Source organism: Paenibacillus sp. P32E (assembly GCF_001909085.1).
In the GTDB taxonomy this organism is placed as follows: Bacteria; Bacillota; Bacilli; order Paenibacillales; family Paenibacillaceae; genus Paenibacillus_AQ; species Paenibacillus_AQ helianthi.
This window is the reverse complement of sequence record NZ_LVYY01000017.1, coordinates 1-22,936: the sequence shown is the minus strand read 5'-3', so window position 1 is coordinate 22,936 and position 22,936 is coordinate 1. Positions and strand designations below refer to the sequence as shown.

At 50.9% G+C, this 22,936-nt stretch carries 21 protein-coding genes; 9 read left to right on the top strand and 12 right to left on the bottom strand.

The features are described 5' to 3' along the window. Positions 1 to 262: 262 nt before the first annotated feature. The gene (locus A3848_RS17295) at positions 263 to 2,023 is read right to left on the bottom strand and encodes a glycoside hydrolase family 2 protein (RefSeq protein ID WP_074086164.1); all 1,761 of its coding nucleotides are present in this window, start codon (positions 2,021 to 2,023) and stop codon (positions 263 to 265) included. Positions 2,024 to 2,196: 173 nt separating this feature from the next. Then, complete coding sequence (locus A3848_RS17290; RefSeq protein WP_074086163.1) at positions 2,197 to 3,144, bottom strand: ArsR/SmtB family transcription factor; 948 nt, start codon at positions 3,142 to 3,144, stop codon at positions 2,197 to 2,199. Between the two features lie 171 nt (positions 3,145 to 3,315). Between A3848_RS17290 and A3848_RS17285 the strand changes: the two genes are divergently transcribed. Continuing rightward, positions 3,316 to 4,062 (top strand): YdcF family protein, encoded by a 747-nt coding sequence (locus A3848_RS17285; protein WP_074086162.1) that lies wholly within the window; start codon positions 3,316 to 3,318, stop codon positions 4,060 to 4,062. A gap of 92 nt (positions 4,063 to 4,154) precedes the next feature. Here A3848_RS17285 and ybaK read toward each other — a convergent pair whose 3' ends face one another. The 3 genes from ybaK to A3848_RS17270 all read right to left on the bottom strand — a co-directional run bounded on the left by ybaK (position 4,155) and on the right by A3848_RS17270 (position 5,509). After that, complete coding sequence (gene ybaK, locus A3848_RS17280) at positions 4,155 to 4,628, bottom strand: Cys-tRNA(Pro) deacylase (RefSeq protein ID WP_074086236.1); 474 nt, start codon at positions 4,626 to 4,628, stop codon at positions 4,155 to 4,157. 40 nt (positions 4,629 to 4,668) lie between these two features. After that, positions 4,669 to 4,920, bottom strand: coding sequence for a YolD-like family protein (locus A3848_RS17275; RefSeq protein ID WP_074086161.1), 252 nt, complete (start codon positions 4,918 to 4,920; stop codon positions 4,669 to 4,671). Between the two features lie 91 nt (positions 4,921 to 5,011). Continuing rightward, a complete protein-coding gene (locus tag A3848_RS17270; RefSeq protein WP_074086160.1) occupies positions 5,012 to 5,509 on the bottom strand; it encodes an SRPBCC family protein in 498 nt (165 codons plus the stop codon). 32 nt (positions 5,510 to 5,541) lie between these two features. Between A3848_RS17270 and A3848_RS17265 the strand changes: the two genes are divergently transcribed. Then, complete coding sequence (locus A3848_RS17265; RefSeq protein ID WP_074086159.1) at positions 5,542 to 5,757, top strand: hypothetical protein; 216 nt, start codon at positions 5,542 to 5,544, stop codon at positions 5,755 to 5,757. 91 nt (positions 5,758 to 5,848) lie between these two features. Here the strand turns inward: A3848_RS17265 and A3848_RS17260 are convergent, their stop codons facing one another. After that, positions 5,849 to 7,525, bottom strand: coding sequence for a hypothetical protein (locus tag A3848_RS17260; RefSeq protein WP_074086158.1), 1,677 nt, complete (start codon positions 7,523 to 7,525; stop codon positions 5,849 to 5,851). A 379-nt stretch (positions 7,526 to 7,904) separates the two neighbouring features. Between A3848_RS17260 and kduI the strand changes: the two genes are divergently transcribed. The 3 genes from kduI to kduD all read left to right on the top strand — a co-directional run bounded on the left by kduI (position 7,905) and on the right by kduD (position 10,350). Beyond that, the gene (kduI, locus tag A3848_RS17255) at positions 7,905 to 8,738 is read left to right on the top strand and encodes a 5-dehydro-4-deoxy-D-glucuronate isomerase (RefSeq protein WP_074086157.1); all 834 of its coding nucleotides are present in this window, start codon (positions 7,905 to 7,907) and stop codon (positions 8,736 to 8,738) included. Between the two features lie 34 nt (positions 8,739 to 8,772). After that, complete coding sequence (locus A3848_RS17250) at positions 8,773 to 9,528, top strand: DeoR/GlpR family DNA-binding transcription regulator (protein WP_074086156.1); 756 nt, start codon at positions 8,773 to 8,775, stop codon at positions 9,526 to 9,528. Positions 9,529 to 9,594: 66 nt separating this feature from the next. Next, on the top strand, positions 9,595 to 10,350 hold the full coding sequence (gene kduD / locus A3848_RS17245) for a 2-dehydro-3-deoxy-D-gluconate 5-dehydrogenase KduD (RefSeq protein ID WP_074086155.1): 756 nt from the start codon (positions 9,595 to 9,597) through the stop codon (positions 10,348 to 10,350). Between the two features lie 128 nt (positions 10,351 to 10,478). Here kduD and A3848_RS17240 read toward each other — a convergent pair whose 3' ends face one another. From A3848_RS17240 to A3848_RS17230, 3 genes are all read right to left on the bottom strand, one after another. Beyond that, positions 10,479 to 11,036, bottom strand: coding sequence for an NAD(P)H-dependent oxidoreductase (locus tag A3848_RS17240; protein ID WP_074086154.1), 558 nt, complete (start codon positions 11,034 to 11,036; stop codon positions 10,479 to 10,481). A 142-nt stretch (positions 11,037 to 11,178) separates the two neighbouring features. Further along, on the bottom strand, positions 11,179 to 11,481 hold the full coding sequence (locus tag A3848_RS17235; protein WP_074086235.1) for an ArsR/SmtB family transcription factor: 303 nt from the start codon (positions 11,479 to 11,481) through the stop codon (positions 11,179 to 11,181). Positions 11,482 to 11,563: 82 nt separating this feature from the next. After that, positions 11,564 to 12,082 (bottom strand): hypothetical protein, encoded by a 519-nt coding sequence (locus A3848_RS17230; protein WP_074086153.1) that lies wholly within the window; start codon positions 12,080 to 12,082, stop codon positions 11,564 to 11,566. Between the two features lie 109 nt (positions 12,083 to 12,191). Here A3848_RS17230 and A3848_RS17225 point away from each other — a divergent pair, with 109 nt between their 5' ends. After that, positions 12,192 to 12,815, top strand: a complete 624-nt coding sequence (locus A3848_RS17225) for an NUDIX hydrolase (RefSeq protein WP_074086152.1) — start codon at positions 12,192 to 12,194, stop codon at positions 12,813 to 12,815. A 93-nt stretch (positions 12,816 to 12,908) separates the two neighbouring features. On the opposite strand, the gene A3848_RS17220 is transcribed toward A3848_RS17225, so the two are convergent. Beyond that, on the bottom strand, positions 12,909 to 14,978 hold the full coding sequence (locus A3848_RS17220) for a beta-galactosidase (RefSeq protein WP_074086151.1): 2,070 nt from the start codon (positions 14,976 to 14,978) through the stop codon (positions 12,909 to 12,911). A 187-nt stretch (positions 14,979 to 15,165) separates the two neighbouring features. On the opposite strand from A3848_RS17220, the gene A3848_RS17215 reads away from it, so the two are divergent. After that, positions 15,166 to 16,026, top strand: a complete 861-nt coding sequence (locus tag A3848_RS17215) for an AraC family transcriptional regulator (RefSeq protein WP_074086150.1) — start codon at positions 15,166 to 15,168, stop codon at positions 16,024 to 16,026. A 74-nt stretch (positions 16,027 to 16,100) separates the two neighbouring features. Continuing rightward, on the top strand, positions 16,101 to 18,089 hold the full coding sequence (locus tag A3848_RS17210; protein ID WP_074086149.1) for a Na+/H+ antiporter: 1,989 nt from the start codon (positions 16,101 to 16,103) through the stop codon (positions 18,087 to 18,089). 8 nt (positions 18,090 to 18,097) lie between these two features. On the opposite strand, the gene A3848_RS17205 is transcribed toward A3848_RS17210, so the two are convergent. Next, positions 18,098 to 19,837 carry an ABC transporter ATP-binding protein gene (locus A3848_RS17205; RefSeq protein ID WP_074086148.1) on the bottom strand — a complete coding sequence of 580 codons (1,740 nt, stop codon included), beginning with the start codon at positions 19,835 to 19,837 and terminating at the stop codon, positions 18,098 to 18,100. After that, complete coding sequence (locus tag A3848_RS17200; protein ID WP_074086147.1) at positions 19,834 to 21,573, bottom strand: ABC transporter ATP-binding protein; 1,740 nt, start codon at positions 21,571 to 21,573, stop codon at positions 19,834 to 19,836. The genes A3848_RS17205 and A3848_RS17200 overlap by 4 nt, the downstream gene beginning before the upstream one ends. A gap of 158 nt (positions 21,574 to 21,731) precedes the next feature. Between A3848_RS17200 and A3848_RS17195 the strand changes: the two genes are divergently transcribed. After that, on the top strand, positions 21,732 to 22,598 hold the full coding sequence (locus A3848_RS17195; RefSeq protein ID WP_074086146.1) for a LysR family transcriptional regulator: 867 nt from the start codon (positions 21,732 to 21,734) through the stop codon (positions 22,596 to 22,598). Positions 22,599 to 22,936 lie beyond the last annotated feature (338 nt).

Sequence of the window (22,936 nt, the reverse complement as noted above, 5' to 3'; positions counted from 1 at the left end):
CGATGAGTTTCGGGTTGTGCTGACCAGATCATGTTCCTATGGTTATCAATTTAGAACCATGCTGGAGCACAAAGCGAAATGGAATAGATGCAAGAACCTTGCAAGTTTTTCCAGCAGCGCTTTATCTTCCAGCCGACCGCCCTAGTAGAGCTTTCAAGTTTTTTTAGAATCCTGTACATACCGGAAAAGATGAAAAGACGGCTCCAATTCAGCGAACGAATTGAAAACCGTCTTCCGTGGACAATATTCACTATAGACGAACTTAACTCAGATTGATCTTACGGATCTTATCGAGCGGAACCTTGGGCTTGCGGTCCTCCGTCAATAGGCCATTCACTTCCTGCTGTACATCGCTGACCTGGGTGTAGCAGTAGCCGCTGATGTATGGCGTTGCTTTGATCGCCGCAGTAATTGTCTGGAAGCGCTCCAGGAACTCCTGCTCTGTCTTCACCTGATTTCCATAGCCCCAGCCGCTCTCCGTCTGAAAGGCAATGCCGCCGAACTCACTGACAATAACCGGCTGGCCTGTATAGGCGTAACCTTCGGCCCAGGCGAATTTGAAGTTATTGAAGGAGATGCCATTATCCACGATGGAAGTCTTGTCGGTGTAAGCAGCCAGGAATTGTTCTCCAGCTTCCACATAATCATGCAGCGTCAGAATATCCGAAACCGTGTGCTCCCAGCCGTCATTGGTTATAACGGGACGGTAAGGATCAATGGCTTTGGTCAAGTGGTAGATGCCTTCCGTGAATTTCTGCTGTCTGACATCGTTGGCAATGGCGGGAACTCCCCATGATTCGTTGAACGGAACCCAGGTGATGATGCAAGGATGATTGTACTGCTGTGGCACAATTTCCAGCCATTCCCGGGTGAAGCGTTCAACGGCGAGGTCATTAAATTCATAGGTAGCCGCCATCTCTGACCATACCAGCATCCCTTTCACATCACACCAATACAAAAACCGCGCATCCTCAATTTTCATATGTTTGCGGAGACCATTGTAGCCCATTTCCGCGATCCGCTCGATATCGTTGATTAGTGCCTGTTCATTAGGCGGTGTCAAATGACTCTCACTCCAGTACCCCTGATCCAGAATCAGGCGCTGGTAGAGTGGTCTATTGTTGAGGAGAATCTGTCCGTTTTCAATAGAAATTTTGCGCATCCCGAAATATGAGTACACATGGTCTACGGTCTCTGATCCCTGAAGCAGCTTAAACTCAACGTCATACAAATTCGGGGCCTCCGGTGACCACAGAGATTGCATCCATGGACCTCCCGCTTCATGCCATACGTCTACTTCAATGCTCACCAGATCGCGGTCAGCACTCAGGCTGAACCGTTTCACCTGCCGTCCTTTCAGGGTAATCAGCGAATCGAGTGTCAGGTCCATTCCTTTCTTAAGACCTGTAAACCGAAATTCGAAACGGATCATGTGCCGGTCGATATCAGGCGTCATTTTCACGGAATCAATCCGGGCTTCACTAACACATTCCAGCCAGACCGGTTTCCAAATTCCAGTCGTCTGCACGTAGAAGCATTCAAAATTGTCGGCTACCCAGCGCTGCTTGCCTCTGGGCTGAGTGCAGTCCATACTGTCCTCCGCTTTGAGCACAATCCGGTTGGCAGCACCATATGTCACAAATGGAGTAATGTCAAAGGAAAATGCGGCGTATCCGCCTTCATGCTGGCCGACATAGGAACCATTCACCCAGCATTTCGCCCGGTAATCAACGCCCTGAAAATGCAGAATCGCCCTTTGGCCGGTATTTTCTGCCGGAAGCTCCAGTGTTCTCTCATACCAGACATTGGGGTGGAATTCCTGAATACCGATGCCGCTGGCGATAGTCTCATAAGTAAAAGGAACCGTAATCAGCCGGGCGTCCGGAAACGTTGCATACCATTCCTCTGCCTCACCGCTATTGGCATCATCGAAACTGAAACTCCATTCTCCGTTTAGATCAAGCCATGCCTTGCGTACAAATTGTGGTCTTGGATAATTGGGGATATATGCTTTAGTAGTCATGTGAAACACCTGTCCTCTCAAATACCTCTATTAAAAACGGTTTTTTTGTTTTATTTCTGTTTTCTTGTATTTAATACCGATTATAAGAAGATAAATACGTTACGTCAACGCTTTCATATTGTTTTTTGATCTTGTTAACCGTAAAAAAACCATTAGTTACAGATTATCTGTATCTAATGGTCCGGTTCTTCTTCGTCCCGTGTAAAGCTCAGCTTCATCATGATTTCCTGCGCATAGTCGCCAAAACCCCGCCCGAACAGATTGACCCCGCCTTGATGGACCGAATCCGGGCTGACACCGATCCTCAGCCGGATTTTCGGGCTTTGTGCCAGATTAAGCTGGCTTAGGCTCACATCCGATACTTTTTCCATATCCAGCATGGTCTTGTCCATGTCGATCCGCCACGTCTTAAGCAGGCCATATTGTGTGGAGGAATCGCTCCACCAGACCGGATTCAGCTTGCCCCGCCGGCCGCCGAAGTCGCCGGGACTTGTCCACATGCCAATCTTCACCCCGTTGATCCAGACCGATATATCTGATGGCCAGTTGTTGTCGTAATTGGGGGCTTCCGAGCATATTTCCATCGATAGCTCCAGCGTTTCGACTCTTGCCCCCTTCGGCACCTCCAACGGAAGCAAATATTCGAGATAGCCCTTACGGAACCAGATAATCTGAGCGCCTATATGCCTGGGATGGTAAAAGCCGGAGGGCTCATCCTCACGGATCAGCATCTCTTCGGCATCGGCCATGCCGCAGGTAGGTGATACGTCGCAATCGCTGTAATGTCCAATGGGTACCTCAATTTCGTATACACGTACAGCCCCTTTAGGGGCAGCTTTCTCCTCATTCAAAGCAATATGTATATCGTCGTAATTGCGGCTGCAGACCTTCATCGCCCCGCGGGAAGCTGGCAGCAGCTCGGTATTAATCAGCCGCGCCGCTTCAAGCACCTTCACATTGTTGGCCACTGTGGACACCGGCAGCTTCAGCGCTTCAGCAATTTCAATCACATTCAAATTCCGGGAATTTAATAAATGGAGAATATCAACCCGGGAGCGGGTCGACAACGCATGTGCCACTGCCACCAGCTTCTCCGGATCATCAAAACCAAGCTCCAGCACAGACTACACTCCTTCGAACCCTAAGTAATACCATAATAGTACGTGCTTAGTGGCACAAAATCAACCGATGTTCACGGGAAAGCAGACTCCTATGCATCCGAAGGCGCTAGGCCTGCTTCCACTGAACATGGTACAATATGTGCAGCAATTATACATAATGAGGTGAATTCGTTGATTTATTTCATAAAGTCCGTCTACAGCTTCGTGCTTCCGCCAGGTCTCTTCGTCGTACTGCTCCTGGGTGTGACAATCTGGCTGTGGCGGCAGAGCCGCCGTCCGTCACTGGTCCTGTTCGGCATTACTATCCTGCTCTACCTCTCCATGACTCCCTTGATCGGTGATCTGCTGATGGGCAGCCTGGAACGGCAGTATGACAAACCCGAGCTGATTCAAGGCGATGTAATCGTCGTCCTGGGCGGGGGAGCCACCTCGGGAACTCCTGATATCGACGGGGAAGGCAATTTGTACGGTTCGGCGGCGAACCGGCTGCTGACCGCAGTGCGGTTGTACCGCGAGACGGGACTGCCGATCCTGTTCTCCGGCGGCCAAGTATTTGCAGACAGCGGCAACGAAGCAAATATCGCCAAGCGGCAGCTAATGGGCCTCGGTGTCCCGGAGACCGATATTCTGACCGAGAACCGGTCACTGAATACGGAGCAGAACGCCGCCTATACAGCGCTCCTCATGAAAAGCAAGGGACTCAGCCACCCGATTCTGGTTACCTCGGCATTTCATATGCCCCGTGCCATGATCCATTTTAAGAATAACGGGCTTTTGCCGCTGGCGTATCCGACGGATTATACCGTTAGCCTTGATCGGCGACTCTATTTAGCCAGATTCACTCCATCCCCCGGTGCAATAAATAATACCGGGACGGCACTAAAGGAATATTTGGGCTACCTCGCCGCCCGTTTCTAATTGGGAGTAACCCTTTGAACAGCAAAAAGCAGTGGACCGGATGAATCCTTTCATCGGCCACTGCTTTTTGGTTGGAGACTTTATCTGGAACCTCACTTAATCAGCTCGCTGAATTTAGCGCCTATAGCTCCGGCGAGCTGCTCGGGTGCCAGCTCCATCTGCATCCCGATCTTCCCGCCGCTCACCGCCATGGTTGCCAGCGTCTCGGCACTGCTATCGATAAAGGTCGGATAGAGCTTTTTCATCCCTACCGGAGAACAGCCACCGCGCACGTAGCCGGTCCATTTCAGCAGATCCTTCACCGGGAGCATCTCAATCTTTTTTTCACCAGCCGCCTTGGCGGCTTTTTTCAAATCAAGCTCTTCAGCCACCGGAATGACAAACACATACAGGTTCGGTCCGTTATGCGCGACAAGCGTTTTAAAGACCGTTTCAGGCGGCAGACCCACTTTTTCAGCTACCGCAGTTCCATGAATCTGGCCGTCCTCGTTGTCGTACTGATGAACCTGATAGGCTATTTTTCGGGTATCAAGAATCCGCATGGCGTTCGTTTTGGTGATTTGCATCATTCATCGACCTTTCGGCTGCACTCTATCTGCTTACCTGCTAATCTCTCGGGTAATCCAAGGCCATTATGTCCATAAATGGAACCTTGAACAGTTCCTCATTAAAACTCACATGCACCTTGCCGGTACGCGAGTCCATGCCAACGATCGTTCCACGGACCTGCTCCTCTTTGCCCCAGACGGTCAATAAAATCTCAGAGACCTCCTGCATGGCTTCTGTCAGTTGATTGCCAATTTCCTCCAGCACAAATTCATCTCTTGTCGGCCGTTTGGCCACCTTCGCTTTTGCCACGCTACTCCTCCAATAAGTCATTACAGGGATAAATTCAGTCTCGTATGAATGCTCCTGAATATTATAACATGGACGCGCATTTCATTGAACCTTATCCCCTGTTTGTGCGGGTGAACCTGAATTCCTCCACCAGCCGGGTATACTCTACGAACCATTGCTCCCATACCTTCTTGCGGTTCCGCAGTTCCTCCCCGTCCAGAAGTACGCCTATTACATCGAGACAGACATGCCAGCCGGAGAGGTCTTTGGCCGTATGACTGGTAATTTCACTGATGCTCTCGATCAGCAGCAGCCTGGTGCCATCTCCATCGGGATTTAATTCAAAACGCACGCTGTCATTTCCCCAGACATACTCCAGAATGGAGTTTACCTTGATATCCTTAATTTCCATGACTATTGAGCTGCCGTCCGCCATGTCAAATATCATGCTTCCTCCTGCCGATAAGTCCAGGGCTCTTAACTCGGGAAACCACTTAGCCAGCAGCTCATTATCCGTCAGCATCGCCCATAGCTTGTCCACCGAATGCTTGTAATGTCGTTCAAACGTTGCAGTTATCCCTCGTGGGGCTGCTTGCAGTGTAGCAATCAATTGATAAACCTCCCCGTAATGAATGATGGTTCATGCCGGCATCACCTGTCCTGGTGATCCGCAACCTTGTGCAGAAAGACATCGTTATTTCAACTGTAAAGGATAACCAGTTTTTAGGCAAATGGAGGCAGGATTATGAATCGGACGGCTTGCAGTATGACGGTAACAAGATCTCATATCGTGTAGACAATTCCAATGACGTTTACGGTGGAAAGGATACAGGATTACGGACATGTACAGACAAATAAGAGCCCCTGCAACTTGAGGGGATAATCTAAAAAGAACCCGCATAGGCTCACATCCTGCCCGCGGGTTCTTTGGCAATTCCAGAATTTCTGATTAGCTTCCGCTAACGGTATAGTGCTCCAAGGAGATCGGGCTGCCGTTCAGCAGCGCTTGCGTTGTCATTTGATCCCCTGTGCTTAATTGCAGCTGATCTCCTTCGATATTGTCATATTGTACGGCCAAGATAGCTCCTGTCTCAAAAGAGGGTGCATGTGCTGCCCGTTCTGCTGCAAACAACATTAAATCGCTGATTCCCCGTTCCATAGCCTCCTTGACACTGATAGCCTCGACAACTACTCCGCCCGGCATCCCTTGGGCTGACACTTCGAGATAAGCTTCCCGGTCAATAAGCTGGTAACCGCGGGAAAGGTACACGGCAAAATAGACATCACCCGCCTTGCCGAACAGCGCAGAGGACTCCTTCACCCACTCGCCTTTGGGCAGTACGCCAATTATCGTGTCTGCTTCACCCTCCGGTACAGGGAACAAAGAGAGGATGGTGCTCCGGTGATACAGCACCTCCATATATCGGCTCTGATGGCGGGGATCACCTTCGTGATGGCCTTGGCCGGGATGGAAGAAGTAGAGCCGGTTCACGGCATACTCAGGAGACACTGGCAATGAAAAGGCCCAGCGGAGCTGCTCATTGTCGAACTCCTCTACCCGCTCCCATAGACCACCAGCAGCGAAGCTCCCGGTAATATACGCATAGGAGTGAATCAGCGGCTGCGGGTTCGGATCTACTGGCATGACTTTTTGCGTCACCTTGGTGACTTCCACCGGAGTCTGGCGGTTCACTGCGGCAGCCCGCACCTGAGCCGGAGCTTCATAGAACAGGAACCCGGCATATTCCGTACGCGGCATACTCTGCGGCAGCTGGAAATCCCCAAATTGCACATAGTCATGGAGTACGTTGACATCCGCCGGAACGTCATGCGGCCAGCCCCGGGAATGCGCACCAGCCCAGGCTCCCTGCAGATAGAATTGTCCCCGTTCATTCCACAGGTAATCCAGCATTTCTCCAAGCGTGTTTTTAATCTCGTTGTCTTCCTCCAGCGACCAGGCACAGGTGAATGCCTGCACCCAGTGCCAGAACCAGGGCAGGCTGCCGTACTCCGGCATTCCCTTCTCCCGGATATACGCCAGTGTATTCTCCAGGCTCTGGCGCCCGTCTGCCAGCAGTTCCTCATCATCGAACAGCCTGCCGAAGATTAGCTTTGCTGCCGTATATTTGGCCTCATGATGTCCAAAGTGAACCACCGGCTTACGATAGAAGCCGCTGCGGTAGATATGTCCGATTGCCGTGTGAAACGCAATCCGCAGTCCGGCATTCAGTCTGCTCCCGTATTGCTTGAAGAACCAGACCAACAGGCTGCCCATGATCTCCACCGGCAGCTCATGCGGCGCTGCTTCACGCGGCAGAGGATGCAGTCCCAGCGGCCAATGGCCGTATAATAGAGTTCCGGGCTGCCGGTTCTGCAGCAGCACGGTTTCGAGCATCACGGCCTCTGCTTTGCGTTTGGCCTCCTCCCGCTCAAAAGGCAGCTCCAAACCAGGATCCACCGCCGCAGCAAATAGGTAAGATGCATAATAAAAGTTATTCCGGACATCATCATGGAACCACAGCCCGCTGTCCATCAATGGACGCTGTTTAGCCCGGTTAGCGATATTATAGATAATTTCCTTTTGGCGGGCCTGATATGGGCCCGGTGCAGCCTTAAGTTCTCCCACTTTCGTTCTCCCTCCAGATTTCTTGAATTTTAATATGTTATGGCACGCGTCTGGAAAGTCCATACCTACTGAGCTCGTATCTTATTACATTATGGTGCTGAATCCATTCCCGGAACTGCGTTTACCACCTGTAATATACCTCATGGGTACGTTCCTCCCTGTTCTCATCAGCTCCGCTGCGGCAGAATCCTCATACTGGAAATCCATTCTCTTTCCAATTCTATTGTGCACGCTTTCAGTTCATATGGCAACGCCAAAACGCAATAAATGAACTAAAATAAACACACTAAAAAAGATTATCACTTGCTAAATGAACTTATATGGATTAAATTGTACCTATACGAACGAAAATATGTTTGCGAAGGAGATTGAATATTCAATGGAAAGACGTTTCGCATCCCATCCTAATGAAGTTAAGCAATTTGACACAGAACGCTTGCGCAAGGAGTTCCACATTCCTGTCATTTTTGCGCCGGATGAACTGAAGCTTGTCCTGACCCACGAAGACCGAATGATCGTCGGCGGTGCTAATCCCGTAAATAAAGATGTCGTGCTCACTACTGACCTGAAAGAGCTTGGAGTTACTTACTTCCTCGAACGCCGCGAACTGGGTGTTATCAATGTCGGAGGCAAGGGATCAGTTGTAGTAGACGGAACAGAATATGAAATAGATTTCAAGGAATGTCTGTACGTTGGACAAGGCGCCAAAGATGTTATTTTCAAAAGCGCTGACAGCGTAAAGCCTGCAAAGTTCTACCTGAACTCAGCGCCTGCACATCAATCTTACCCTACTACCAAAACTACGCTGGCTGAATCCGAATCCGGCGCAATGGGCGGCCTGGAAAACTCCAATGAACGTACCATTCACCGCTTCATTCACACCAATGGTGTGCAAAGTGCTCAGCTCGTTATGGGTATGACCCAGCTGAAACCGGGCAGCATGTGGAATACAATGCCATCCCACACTCACCCGCGCCGGATGGAAGCTTACTTCTATTTCGACCTTCCGGATGATTCCATTGTGTTCCACCTCATGGGCGAGCCTACAGAGACCCGTCACATCGTAATGCACAATGAACAGGCGGTAATTTCTCCAAGCTGGTCGATCCACAGCGGTGTAGGTACACACAACTACACCTTCATCTGGAGCATGGCCGGAGACAATAAGCGTTATGATGATATGGACCCCGTAGGCATGAAGGAATTACAATAGAACAAAAACAACTACGGAAAGACGAGGCAGGCGGATGAACCCGATACGGCGACACGAGATGATTATGGAAGTAATGCTGAACCAGAAGGATGTAACAGTGAACGAGCTGAGTGATAAGCTCCAGGTCACGGGTAAAACAATCCGCGAGGATTTAAGCAAGCTGGAGGAACAAGGACTGATTATGCGTGTCCACGGCGGAGCCGTGCTGGCTCAAAGCGATCAGTTCGGCATTCTGCCCTTGAGGAATCCGCTGGATAAATACTCCGATGAAAAAACGGAGATTGCTCAGCTGGCGCTGGCCCATATCGCAGAGGATGATATTATTGCACTGGATGGCGGCAGTACCACGCTTGAGATTGCCCGGAGGCTGGAGAATATTCCGCTGACGGTCATCACCAATGATGTGTACATCATCAGCGAGCTGGTTCAGAAAGATAACATCCGTCTCGTCGTTCCGGGAGGTTACCGGGTCCGCAATATGCTGGCCGGTCCCGAAGCGGTCTCTTATGTCCAAAAGCTGAATATAGAAAAAGCCTTTCTGTCGGCTACAGCCGTTCATATTGAACACGGACTGTCCATTTACACCGGTGATTTCATCGATTTCAAACAAGCCTTAGTATCCACGGCCCGCACGGTATTCGCCGTCTGCGATCATCACAAATTCGGACATACTGCACTGCGCACATTCGCTTCACTGCAGGAAGTGGATGTGCTGCTGACAGACAGCGGACTTGCGGCCGAAGCCGTAAGCCAGTTCCGAAACGCAGGCATCAACATCGAATGCGGGTAGATTAAATACACATTTAAGCCATTTCAAGATACTCATCAACGTTTTTTAAAAGGAGAGAATAATCAAATGTCATCTTTATTCAGTTTGGCAGGTAAAACAGCTATCGTAACAGGTGCGGCCCAAGGTCTTGGGCAAGGGATTGCCCTTGCATTTGCCGAAGCAGGCGCAGACGTTATCTCCGCTTCCCTCAATACCAGTGATGAAACCGTAGCAGCCGCTGAAGCCTTTGGCGTAAAAGCACTCAGCATCGCTTGCGACTTGAGCGACCACTCCAAGCTTCAAGGCATGTTCGACGAAGCCGTTGCCTTCACAGGCCACGTTGACATTCTTGTCAACTGTGCAGGTATGATCCGCCGTACACCTGCCAAGGATCACAGCGAAAAAGACTGGTTCGATGTCATTAACCTCAACCAGAACACAGTCTTCCTGCTGTCGCAGATCGCCGGCCGCCACTTCCTGGAAAGAGGCAACGGTAAAATCATCAACATCTGCTCCATGCTCTCTTACCAGGGCGGCATCAATGTACCGGGCTACACGGCAAGCAAGCACGCCGTTGCTGGTCTGACAAAAGCTTTTGCCAATGAATGGGCTGGCTCCGGTCTGAACATCAACGCAATCGCTCCGGGATACATGGCTACGGAGAATACAGCTCCGATCCGTGCTGACCAGAACCGCTCCGATTCCATCCTTGACCGTATTCCTGCCGGACGCTGGGGAACCGCTGAAGATGTTAAAGGACCTGCTGTGTTCCTGGCATCCGCTGCTTCCGACTACCTGAACGGCCACATTCTGAACGTGGATGGCGGATGGTTGGCTAGATAATACCTGGCTATTCTCTTCCTAAATTTAAATAGACATACACATACAAAAAAAGCTGGATCATCCCAACAAAGGACGGTCCAGTTTTTTTGCATGTTCCGGTGAATAGCTCCGGGAACCCATTTCATGAATCAAGCTGTCACACCTGACACATAGACACCATAATCTGCGGCATAGTTCTCCAGTTGTTCATCATTCACTTCACGGATTCCGCTCACTACAAAAGGTTGCCGATAGATCATCCCGGTCAGATTAGCGGATTGCTGAAACGGCCGCAACAGCTCGCTGTAAGAGTAATTATGAAGCCCCCCTGCCTGGTACATATTTTGAGCGCCTCCGGAAGAGATCGCTATCAGAAGCTCCTTGCCATTCAGTTTGTCTCCGCCTTTGCCGTGAGCCCAGCCATGCTCGAATACTTCATCCATCCATTTCTTCAGCAAGGCAGGCGAGCTATACCAAAAGAATGGAAATTGAAGCACGATACGCTCATGAGCTGTTAACAGTGCCTGCTCATGAGCTATGTCGATTTTTTCGTCCGGATAACTCTCGTACAACCGGTGAACGGTAACATTACCTATTCCGTCAATCTCGGCCGCCAACCGCTTGTTAATCCGGGATGTCTCCAAATGTGGATGGGCAACGATAACGAGGGTTGCCTGGCTGGCATAAGGTTTAGATGGGGTGGTCACATGGAACAGCTCCTTTTGTAATCACACAATTCGTGATATATCGATGTATAGAGCAAAAATTAATTAATTTACATATCACGAATTATCGATTTGTTTTATATTTAAAAACTGAATTCACATGTTTGAATTCAGTCTTTATTCTCTAGAGATCCTTCTGAATGTAAGCGGCTATTTGGGATAATGCTGTTTCATCTCTTTTGTAATATGTCCATTTTCCCAGCCGGGTTGCATGCACAAGCCCTGCCCGCTGCAGAACAGACAAGTATTGAGAGGTGGTAGATTGGGTCATATTCAGCTTAGCTGTAATCTGGCTTACGCATACCCCGATTTCGATAAGATCAACCCCTCCCTGGGGTCCAAAATGAGCTGCAGGATCTTTTAACCACTCCAAAATTTGAAGTCGTGCTTCATTGGAAAGTGCCTTAAATACATCAATCGGGCTAATTGGTTTCATGCCATCATTATATCGACATTTCCCGATATGTCAACTCATTAAATCTTGCCGCTTCTTTGCAAAACCCCACCAATTAACCGATGAAATCCACAAACTCGTCCGGGTGGGCACGGATATATTCAGCGATAACGTTATGGGTATTCGGGATTAGCCGCTTAAAGCGCTCATACAGGCCATTGACTATCTTCAGCAGTTCAGGATCGGTTTCGATATCGTTCAGCCGAGCATCGCCCCATCCCAAACCCAATCTGCGGTTTCTGGCTTCCAGCCTCTTCCGTGTCTCTTCAAGCAGCTCCAACATGGCATCATCTGCAAAAAAACGCACACCCTCCAGCACTCCGTTCCAAGTTCCCGGCTGGTCCAGCAGGTAAGAGCTCCATGCATAAAACTCTGCTGATGATTTATTGCTATGGTCATACATGATGCGGAACATGCAAAGTGCTGTCTGCCCCTTGCCCAACTGCTTGATTGCCGCAGCCTTCACTTCCGGTGATTTTCCGCGGATCAGCTTGAAGGTCGGCTCCATGCAAACCCAGCCGAGTCTTTCATCCGTTAATGAATTGAATTCTTGCCCTTCTATTGCCACGCGCATGTTCTTCCCCTCCTAATCCATATTATACCTTTCTGAACAATGACTGCCGAGCATTCTCCTATTTTTTGTGATAGTGTTATTAGCAACTGGGCCAATAAGGAGAATCCACATGTCAGACGAAATTCTTACTACATATGATGCACAGGGCCAGGTGACGGGCACCGCCCCGCGCGATGAAGTGCACCGGTACGGACTTTGGCATGAGACCTTTCACTGCTGGTTCGTAGAACAGCGTCTAGATTCGCTCTTTATCTATCTTCAGTTGCGGAGCAAGGACAAGCGGGACTATGCCGGCTTGCTTGATATTACTGCTGCCGGACATTTACTGGCGGGCGAGACGGCCATGGACGGTATCCGTGAGGTGGAGGAAGAGCTGGGGCTGCAGCTTGCTTTTGACGAGCTCATCCCGCTAGGAATCATCCCCTATTCCATGGTCAAGGAAGGGATGATCGATAGGGAGAGAGCGAATGTCTTCCTGTATGACAATCCTTTCCCCTTGGACCAATTTCATCTGCAGCCGGAAGAAGTTGCCGGGATCGTCACCGCAGAGTTTGCCTCCTTCCGCAAATTCTGGCAGGGAGATCTGCAGCAGCTTGATGTCTCAGGTTTTCGTATCACGGATCGTGGTGAGCGGATTGACGTCCAAGAGAGGGTAGACATCAGTCATTTTGTACCGCATGACACGGACTATTATCTGCAGATTATCGCAGGGATCGAAGCGGCTTTCCACTAAGTGGCTGACAGTGACGATTTATGATCTCATCCAAAAAAGGCAGGACCCAGCACTACCGGGCCCTGCCTTTTAAATGTCTGCTTGGCTGATGAACTAGTGTGCCCGCTTCAGAATAGCCAGGCCATGAACCGGAAGCGTAAGTACCGCTGGAACTGGCTCACCGGATTCTAATACCGTATACGTTCTGGCATCCATCGCTATGGACTGCTCCACGCCGCTGAAATTCTGCACAAATACATAATCAATGTCTCCGTCGGTCCGCAGTTGAGCAGTGACGCCTGCGGGCAGCTCGGTATCCAGTGTACGGATTATTCCCGCTTTCTTGGTAATTGCTGCATACAGCTCTACATAGAAACCAGCATCCTTCACACGTGTAGCCAGGTGGTACGCCCGGCCTTCACCCAGACGGTTCAGCGTAAGAGCAGGCTGCCCGGCATAGAAGTCCGAACGATACGTACCCAGCGCCTCTGCTCCTTCGAGGTGGATCAGCTCGGCAATTTCATGCGCATCATAGTCTCCATCAAGACACAGCGCATTGCCGGAATTCATCACCAGACCGTTCAAATCCCGGCTATGCAGGCCTTCTGTCTCTTCCGCCCAGATCCCCAGCGTCCGGCGGAGCGGACCCGGGAATCCGCCCAAATGGCAGAGATCCGTCTCTCCGACTATACCTGACCAGTAAGTCCCCAGGAAGTTTCCCCCCTGTTCGACATACTTCTCAATCCGTTTGCCGTTATCTTCGCTGACCAGGTACAGCATAGGTGCAATCACCAGTTTGTAGGCGGAGAAGTCCTCTTCCGAACCGATAATATCAACCGGAATCCCCAGCTCCCATAGTGCCTGGTAGTGCTGAAGCACAGTTTCTTCATATTTCAGGCCGGAGTTGCGGATACCCTGCGCATCCTTAATCGCCCAGCGGTTGTCCCAATCATAAATAATTGCTGTCTGCACAGGCGTGGTAGTACCTACTACCGCTTGCAGCTCTGAGAGCGTCCGGCCCACTTCGGCAACATCGCGGAAGACGCGGGTTTCGGCGTGCCCGCTATGGTCAATAACAGCGCCGTGGAATTTCTCGCTCGAGCCGCGGCTTTTGCGCCACTGGAAATATTGCACGGAGTCCGAACCGTGGGCAACCGCCTGCAGCGAGGACAGCTTGTGCATGCCCGGCCGCTTCAGCTTGCTGACACTCTGCCAGTTCAGCAGCGAAGGTGTGCTCTCCATCAGCAAGAACGGCTTATGCTTGAAGGTACGGTACATATCGTGGTGCATTGCGGCCCAAGCGGCCAGACGAGCGTCGTCGTCATCATCCGAGTAACCCCAGGACGGATAGGAATCCCAGGAAACTACGTCGAGAATCTTGGCCAGCTTGCGGTAATCCACGCCGTCAATATTGTGCATATTGGTCGTTACCGGCAGCTCAGGGTTATAATCACGCACAGAATCAATTTCGTGCTGACAGAAATCAATAGTAGATTCGCTTACGAAGCGGCGCCAGTCCAGGTTCAGGCCGTGAACCTGCGTCTCCCCATGCGGGGCCGGGGATTCCACTTGATCCCATGAGGTGTAGGTGTGGCTCCAGAACGTAGCCCACCAAGCATGGTTCAATTCATCCAGGCTGTTGTTGTATTTCACCTTCAGCCATTCCCTGAAGCTCGCCTGACACAGGTCACAGTGGCATTCGCCGCCGTATTCATTCGAGATATGCCATCCGATAACTGCCGGATGATGAGCATAGCGCTCTGCCAGCTTGCCGTTCAGTAGTGCCGTCTTCTGACGGTACACAGGTGAAGTATAGCAATGATTGTGGCGGACACCATGCAAATTACGCACGCGGTTTCCTTCTACCCGCAGCACTTCAGGATATTTCTCCGACATCCAGGCCGGGCGTGCCCCGCTTGGTGTAGCCAGGAAAGCATAAATCCCGTTCTCGGCAAAGGTATCCAGGATGCTGTCCAGCCAACCGAAGGTGAATACGCCTTCTTCCGGCTCCAGGGATACCCAGGAAAAGATTCCAACAGACATTACATTGCAATTGGCAAGCTTCATCATACGGATATCTTCTTGCAGCACCTCAGGGTACTTCAACCATTGTTCGGGATTATAGTCGGCTCCATGCAGCATGACTGGAATCTTGCTGCTGACTGGGGGTAATTTCATATTCATGGGTGGGTTCATCCTTTCGGTATGTGGTCCATGTCCGGATGGGATTATTCTCTGATACATTCTGAGATTAAGTCCTGTCCATTTCATGAATCATTCTTTATACTGTATATCATATAGGATAAATCCATTCAGGCAGTAGGAATATACACTCGCTTTACTAGTACAAAATGAATACGAGGTGACCATCATGCTACCTTTCTCCCTAATTGAAATGCCGCGCGACCTGAACCGTTTCCCCTTGTATCCCTATTCGGTCGGCCGCCATATCCAGTATCATCATGTTCGTCCAGGCGGCTTCCCGGTATACCAAATTTTTCTGATCCGCAGTGGAAAAGGCCTGTTCCGGGACCTGGAGAACGGAAATGAAACAATCTTGGAACCCGGTATGGCCTTCGCCTATCCGCCCGACAGGGGCCATGAGTATTACCCGCTGTCGCTTACCCCTTGGCATGTAGGCTTCATCGGTTTTCATGGCGAGTTGTCACCGGGCCTGCTTGAAGGAATTGGTATTCTGCCAGGTGCCCCGCCGCTTCGTCCCGAGCATTTTGAGGAATGCTGGGAACAGGTCGGCAGCATCTGGCATGCGGTGAATCAGCAAGCAAGCCGCCAGGACGAGCATGTGATGCAAGAGCTCTCTGTGGCGCTCTACCGGCTCCTTCTGTTACTCCGCCGCAATGCCTCTGATTCAGGACCCGCAGGCCGTCTTGAGCTGGAGAGCGTTCGCAACGAGGCTTTACAGAAGGCGGTCAGCCTGATTAATGAGCATTTTACCGAACCGCTGCTGGTCTCAAATCTCGCTGCTGCGGTAGGCTACTCTGTGCAGCATTTCCAACGGCTGTTCCTGCAGGAGTATGGGATCACACCGCATAAATATTTGCAGAACCTCCGCCTCGAACGTGCACTGCAGCTCATCCGGGAGAATGCCGATACACCGGTGCAGGATATCGCCCTGCAACTGGGCATGGAGACCAATTATTTCATCCGTGTCTTCCGGAATACTTACGGCTGTACACCGGGGATGATGCGCAAGCGGCTGCATGAATCCTAAGAACCAACATCAGCGCCCTTCCTCAGAGGAAAGCAACATTGCAATCCAATTTACACATAAGGTGGTTAATGCTTTTGGAAATCTTTGAGTTCATTTTACTGATGCTGGCGGCAATCGCATTATCCAATCTGGTCAACCGGTTCATTCCTTCTGTATCTGTCCCCATTATTCAAATTATACTCGGAGTCGTAATTACCTACCTGCCTCTCCATTTCGAGTTAAAACTCAATCCCGAGTTGTTTTTACTATTATTCATTGCCCCCCTGCTGTTTAATGATGGGCGGCAATCGGACAAGGAGGCACTTTGGCGATTAAAGAAACCGATACTTTTATTGGCACTTGGGTTGGTATTCATGACTGTAGTCATCCTGGGCTTCTTTCTGAATTGGCTGCTTCCCGTCATTCCGCTCGCTGCAGCTTTTGCTCTTGCCGCAGCACTGGCTCCTACAGATGCTATAGCGGTCGGAGCGCTGGAGGAAAAGATCAAAATCCCCCACCACACGATGAAAATCCTAGAGGGAGAATCACTCATTAATGATGCTTCCGGGCTGGTATCCTTTCAATTCGCCGCAGCAGCAATGGTAACTGGCGCGTTCTCCTTACGTTCGGCCAGCCTCAGCTTTGCTGCGATCTCCCTCGGCGGTATTATGCTAGGACTTCTAATGACTCTGGTGAAATATGTATTTGTAAAGTGGCTGCGGAAACTGGGGATGGAAAATGTTACGCTGCACATGCTGATCGAGGTGTTAACTCCCTTTGCTGTTTTTCTGATGGCCGAGGAACTTGGGGTCAACGGAATTCTGGCGGCAGTCAGCGCGGGTATCGCCCACTCTTTTGGATATAAAAAATTAAATCCCGAGATCGCCCGACTGAATATCGTTTCCAAAAGCACCTGGTCTGTAATTATTTATGTATTGAATGGATTGGTTTTCCTGATTCTCGGCACCCAGCTCCCGGAGATTATCCGGACCATCTGGAACAGCTCCAGTCTTGGTCATGCTCAGGTGATTCTCTATACACTGGTCTTGACACTTGCTCTACTGGCCCTGCGCTTTGTCTGGGTTCTTGTAATGACGCTGCCCGGTACCGGATATCAGAAGCCAGCCCCGGGACATACCATCAAAAACGCGCTCATTCTCACCCTGTCCGGGGTACGGGGAACGATCACGCTGGCAAGTACCTTGTCGCTGCCCTTTTTCCTGGATAACGGAAATCCGTTCCCGGAGCGGGATCTGATCATCTTTTTGGCGGCAGGTGTTATTCTGTGGACCTTACTGACCTCCAACTACCTATTGCCTCTTCTAATTGGAGATGATGCGGAAGCCGCCCAGGTCAACGATGAGACTCCAATTGAAATGGAAATTCTGCGCAATGTGGTGATTGCCTTAAGTGAACAGACTAATGACGACAATAGAGCTGCTATCGGCAGAATTATTAATACGTACCATTCTAGAATCCGTAAGCTGAAAAAAGACGAAGCTGCCGAAAGACTGCAGCGGCCATTGCTTATCGACACGCTCAAATGGCAAAGGGAAAGCACTCTGCTGGCGATCAAGAACAAAGAAGTGAATCTTTTTATCGCTTACCGCACTCTGCATAGGCTCAACCGGACACTGTTCCGGTTCACCAAGGATGACCAATACAAAACTAACCTGCAGGCACTCCGGCAATGGATGGAGGTGTCCGGCATGCTTAACCAGGCGACTCTAAGCTTCCAGGAAAGACGGGAGGCCCTGGATGCCTTCAGAGTGCGCAATATCAAGTATGTTATTGAAAAATTAAATGCCGTACTGCCTACGGCTGGCACAGAGATTGAGGACGTCAGCTCTTCGATTCTGCGTTACGAGCGAATGCTCAGCAGATATAGCAGAAGTGAAGCCTCTTCCTCTTCCAGGCAGGACTTCGACACCACTCTGGATGAATTGGCACGGGTAGGCATCCAGCTGGAACGAGATCAGGTTCAGCTCAAGTTTGAATCGGGCCAGCTTTCAAGGGCCGGAATGAAGGAAATGAAAAGTAATCTGTTGCTGATGGAGCATGATCTCAGGGAATTGACCATTTGATCCGCTGGCTACACCGCCGCAAACTGGCTATTGTACAGTCTGGCGTAATGGCCAGCATGCTTAAGTAATTCTTCATGCGTACCGCTCTCGACGATATCGCCGTCTTTCATGTAGAGAATGACATCCGCCTCACGGATGGTGGACAGCCGGTGGGCAATCACGAAGCTGGTACGGCCGGAGATCATCGTGAGAAAAGCCTTCTGAATACGGGCCTCCGTCAGTGTATCGATACTACTGGTGGCTTCGTCCAGAATCAGCATCGGCGGATCGGCAAGCATAACGCGGGCGATGGTGAGCAGCTGCTTCTGTCCCTGGGACAGATTATCCCCTGATCCGGAAATCTTTGTCGCATAGCCCTCGGGCAGCCGTTTGATGAAGCTGTGGGCGTTCGCAGCCTTGGCAGCGGCAATCACTTCTTCATCAGCCGCCTCCGGCTTGCCGTAAGCAATATTATCGCGGATCGAACCGCCATACAGCCAGGTATCCTGCAGCACCATCCCGAAATTGCGGCGCAGGCTGTCGCGGGTAATCGCCCGGATATCTGTGCCGTCAATCCTGATGCTGCCGCTGTCCACGTCATAGAAGCGCATCAACAGATTGACCAGTGTTGTTTTGCCTGCTCCGGTCTGCCCGACAATGGCTACCCGCGTGCCCGGCTCCACTTCCAGACTGAAGCTCTTAATTAGCGGACGTTCCGGTGTATACGCGAAGCTTACCTTATCAAAAGCGATCGTACCTTGGCTTAACCCCATTACCTGTGCATCCTCTGCATCCTGGGTTTCCGGCGGCAGGTCAAGAATGGCAAAGATCCGCTGCGCCGAAGCCGTGGCTGATTGAAGCTGAGTGATCACACCGGTTATTTCATTGAACGGCTTGGCGAACAGATTCGAATAGATTAGAAAACTGGATAGATCCCCCACCGAGAAATGGCCGCCGATTACCAGTGCGCTGCCGATCATCGCAATCACAGAGAATGTAATGTTGTTCACCAGACGGGTGCTTGGATTGGACAGCGAGCCGTAGAACTGCGATTTGATGCCGGTATGGTACAGCTCGTTATTCCGTTCAGAGAACCGGGCGAAGCTGTGGTCTTCGTAACGGAATGCCTGCACCACCTTCTGGCCGCCTACGACTTCTTCCACATACCCGTTCAGTCCGCCGAGAATTTTGGCTTGCTCCCGGAATAGCTTCTGGGAACGGGTCGTAATGAAACGTGCGACATAAAAGGTAGCCGGTGCCGAGAGCAGCACAACAAGTGTCATCACCGGACTGATGTAGAGCATTAGTCCAATGGCCCCGGCAATAGTGACCACTCCGGTTAGCAGCGTAGAGAAGCCCTGCAGCAATCCATCCGAGACAGCATCCATGTCGTTGACGAACCGGCTGATGCTATCCCCCTGGGGATGATTATCATGGAACTTCAGCGGCAGCACGTTCAGCTTGTCGAACAGCTCACTCCGCAAATCATAGACCGTCCGGTAGGCGATCCGGTTGGTATAGTAAGTCAGCAGCCAGCCAAAAAAGCTGCCGACAATATAAACCACAGCCAAGACCAGCAGCAACCGGAGGATCTGGTCAAAGTCCACTTGTCCAGGGCCAACCATTAGGTCAACGGTCCGTCCGATCAGCAGCGGTCCGATCAGGCTGGCGATGACACTCAATATGGCGCAGCAAACAGCGGCGATGGCGATGCCTCTATGCTGTTTGGTATAGTTAAACATTCTTTTCCAGGTTGCTCCGGAACTCATCGCGTACCTACCTCCTCACTTGAAAGCTGGGATTGACAGATTTCCTGGTACACTCCACAGCTCTGCAATAATGCTTCATGTGTGCCAACACCCGCGATCCGTCCTTCATCAAAGACGATAATCTGATCCGCCTGGCGGACAGTGCTCACCCGCTGGGAGACCAGCAGCACAGTAGTTTCTCCGCTGCTCTCCTTCAGCGCACGTCGAAGGGCCGCATCCGTGGCAAAATCAAGTGCACTGGCCGAATCATCCAGAATCAGGATCTGCGGACGCATCACCACGGCACGGGCGATGGCCAGCCGCTGTTTTTGCCCGCCAGACAGGTTCAGACCTCCGCGGGCGACGGGAGTATCCAACCCTTCAGGCAGCTTTTGGATGAACTCCTCGGCCTGGGCTACAGAAGCAGCGGCTATTAATTCTGCGTGTGAGGCATCTTGCCTGCCCCAGCGGATATTGTCAGCTATGGTACCGCTGAACAGCGTTGCCTTCTGCGGCACGATGCCGATCTTGCTCCGCAGCTCCTCCAATCCATAATTTTTGACACTTACCCCATCGACCCGGATTTCCCCCTCAACAGCATCATAGAAACGCGGGATCAGGTTCACAAAAGTTGACTTGCCGGAGCCGGTACTGCCAATCAGTCCCACGGTTTCTCCACGTTGAATGGTCACTGAAATATCGTGCAATGCCAGCTCACCGGTGGTGTTGTATCCAAACGAGACATGCTCAAAGGCAATCGCAGGAGCCTGCTTCTCAGCTGGTGTAAGGCCTTGATTCCCTATATCCACAACAGAGGCCACAGTATCCAAAACTTCATTCACACGGTTCGCCGATGATGAGGCCTTGGTAAATATAATCACCAGATTTGACACTACGATCAGTGCCAGCAGGATCTGGGTCACATAGTTGATAAAAGCGATAATCTCGCCCTGGGATAGCCGTCCGGCATCAATGTGGATGCCGCCTGCCCACAATATAGCAATAATTGCTGCATTCACCACCAGCGTTGTCATGGGCCCCAGCCACGCAGAGATGCGGGCGACGCGGATTGCTGTCGTCGTCAGATCCTCCGAAGCAGCGTTGAAGCGCTGTTTTTCACTGCGGCTCCTGGCAAATGCACGGATCACTCGGATGCCGGACAGATTCTCACTGAGCACCAGGGCCAGATGATCCAGCTTCTGCTGGTATTTGCGGTAGAGCGGCGAGCTACGCGTGATGATGAAATACAGAATCACACCAAATACCGGAGTCGCCGCGAGCAGAATCAGCGAGAGCCGGAAGTCGAGAATCATAGACATGATAATAGCTCCGATGCAGATGAACGGAGCGCGAATGACTAGCCGGATCAGCATCGCTACGGCGAGCTGCAGCTGGTTCACGTCATTCGTGATCCGGTTGATTAGCGAAGGCGTACCGAAGGTATCCAGCTCGGCATAGGAGAGGGCTGAAATATGTTTGAACATCTTGTTGCGAAGGGAAGTACCAAAGCCTTGCGAAGCCCGGGCGGCATAATATTGACAAACCATGGAACAGCCAAATCCGAGCAAGGACATCAGCACCATTAGCCCTCCCATCCGGTACACATAGGCGCTGTCATGGCGGCCGATGCCGTTATTGACGATCAGTGCAACAATGGTGGGCAGTAAGAGTTCAAGAATGGCCTCCAGTAGCTTGAAGATCGGCCCCAGTGTCACTTCTTTCCTATAGGGCTTAAGAAATACAGCAATTTTGAACACAGTAATCCTCACCTAACCTATGTAGTATGTAACAGCTAGAAAAATGGAATAAGACCCGTTATGATTATGTCATACCTATTTACATATTAATAATATTGGTTTCGTATCCATGCGATACGATCCGCATATGGCAGCGAGCTCAATACGGAGGTTAACTTATGGATATCCGCCAACTGAAATATTTCATGGCTATTGCCGAAGAAGGACAAATTACCTCAGCGGCGAGAAAGCTGCAAATGGCCCAGCCGCCGCTCAGCCAACAGCTGAAACTGCTGGAGGAGGAGCTGGGGGTGAAGCTGGTAGAACGCGGGCCGCGCAGTATCCAGCTTACCGATGCCGGAATCATTCTGCGGGACCGGGCACAGCAAATTCTTGAATTGACCGATTCTACTACCCGGGAGCTAAAGGATTTTGTCAAAGGTATATCAGGCACCCTGTCCATCGGCACCGTCTCTTCTTCTGCGGCAACCCTGCTTCAGGAGCGGCTGCTGGAGTTCCATCAGGTCTACGCCGGGGTGAAATTCGAGATTCACGAAGGCAATACCTATCGCGTTCTCGATCTGCTGAACAAGGGTATCGTCGAAGTCGGCATTGTCCGCACTCCTTTCAACTCCGCAGGCCTTGAGTGTGTATACACCTCATCGGAACCTATGATTGCCGTGATGGCACCTGAATATGACTGGACAGGTGGAGAGCCCGAAATTGAGATTGGGGAGCTCCGTAAGCAACCGCTCATTATTTACCGCCGCTTCGAACAGCTGATCCGCGAGACCTGTCTGGAGCATGGCTTCGATCCCCAGGTCTTCTGTATGAACGATGACGCCCGCACGACCCTGCTCTGGGCCAATGCAGGGCTCGGCATCGGTATCATTCCAAGGTCCGCTTTTATCCTTGCCAACAACAGCAATGTTCTGTCCAAGGAAATTCGCAGCGATTCACTGAATACCCGGGTGGCCGCAGTCTGGATGAAGGACAAATACTTGTCGTCCCTGGCTGAGAAGTTTATTGAGAACTTTAAGAAGTAACAGCATTCATATAACTGGCAGAACATTTTATGTAGAGATCAGTAGGGTAAGACGAGGGATTACTCCCTCGGACTCCCCGTCAAACCGTGCATGCGGATTTCCCGCACACGGCTTTCCTTCGTCAGTTCCCCATCTTCAGGAGTGAGTTTCCTTCATCCGTCGCCGGATTGCTTATTTCACTCCTGAATTAGGAACGTGTGGTGAGTAAGCTTGTTAGAAATACCATTCCGGCTGATTCCAGTACTTTGTTTGGTATCAGCCGGTTTGACACCGTAGATCTCTTTTTGCGCATAAAGGCTCGCACCCTCATTCGCGTCCATTGATCCAGACGTTCAAAC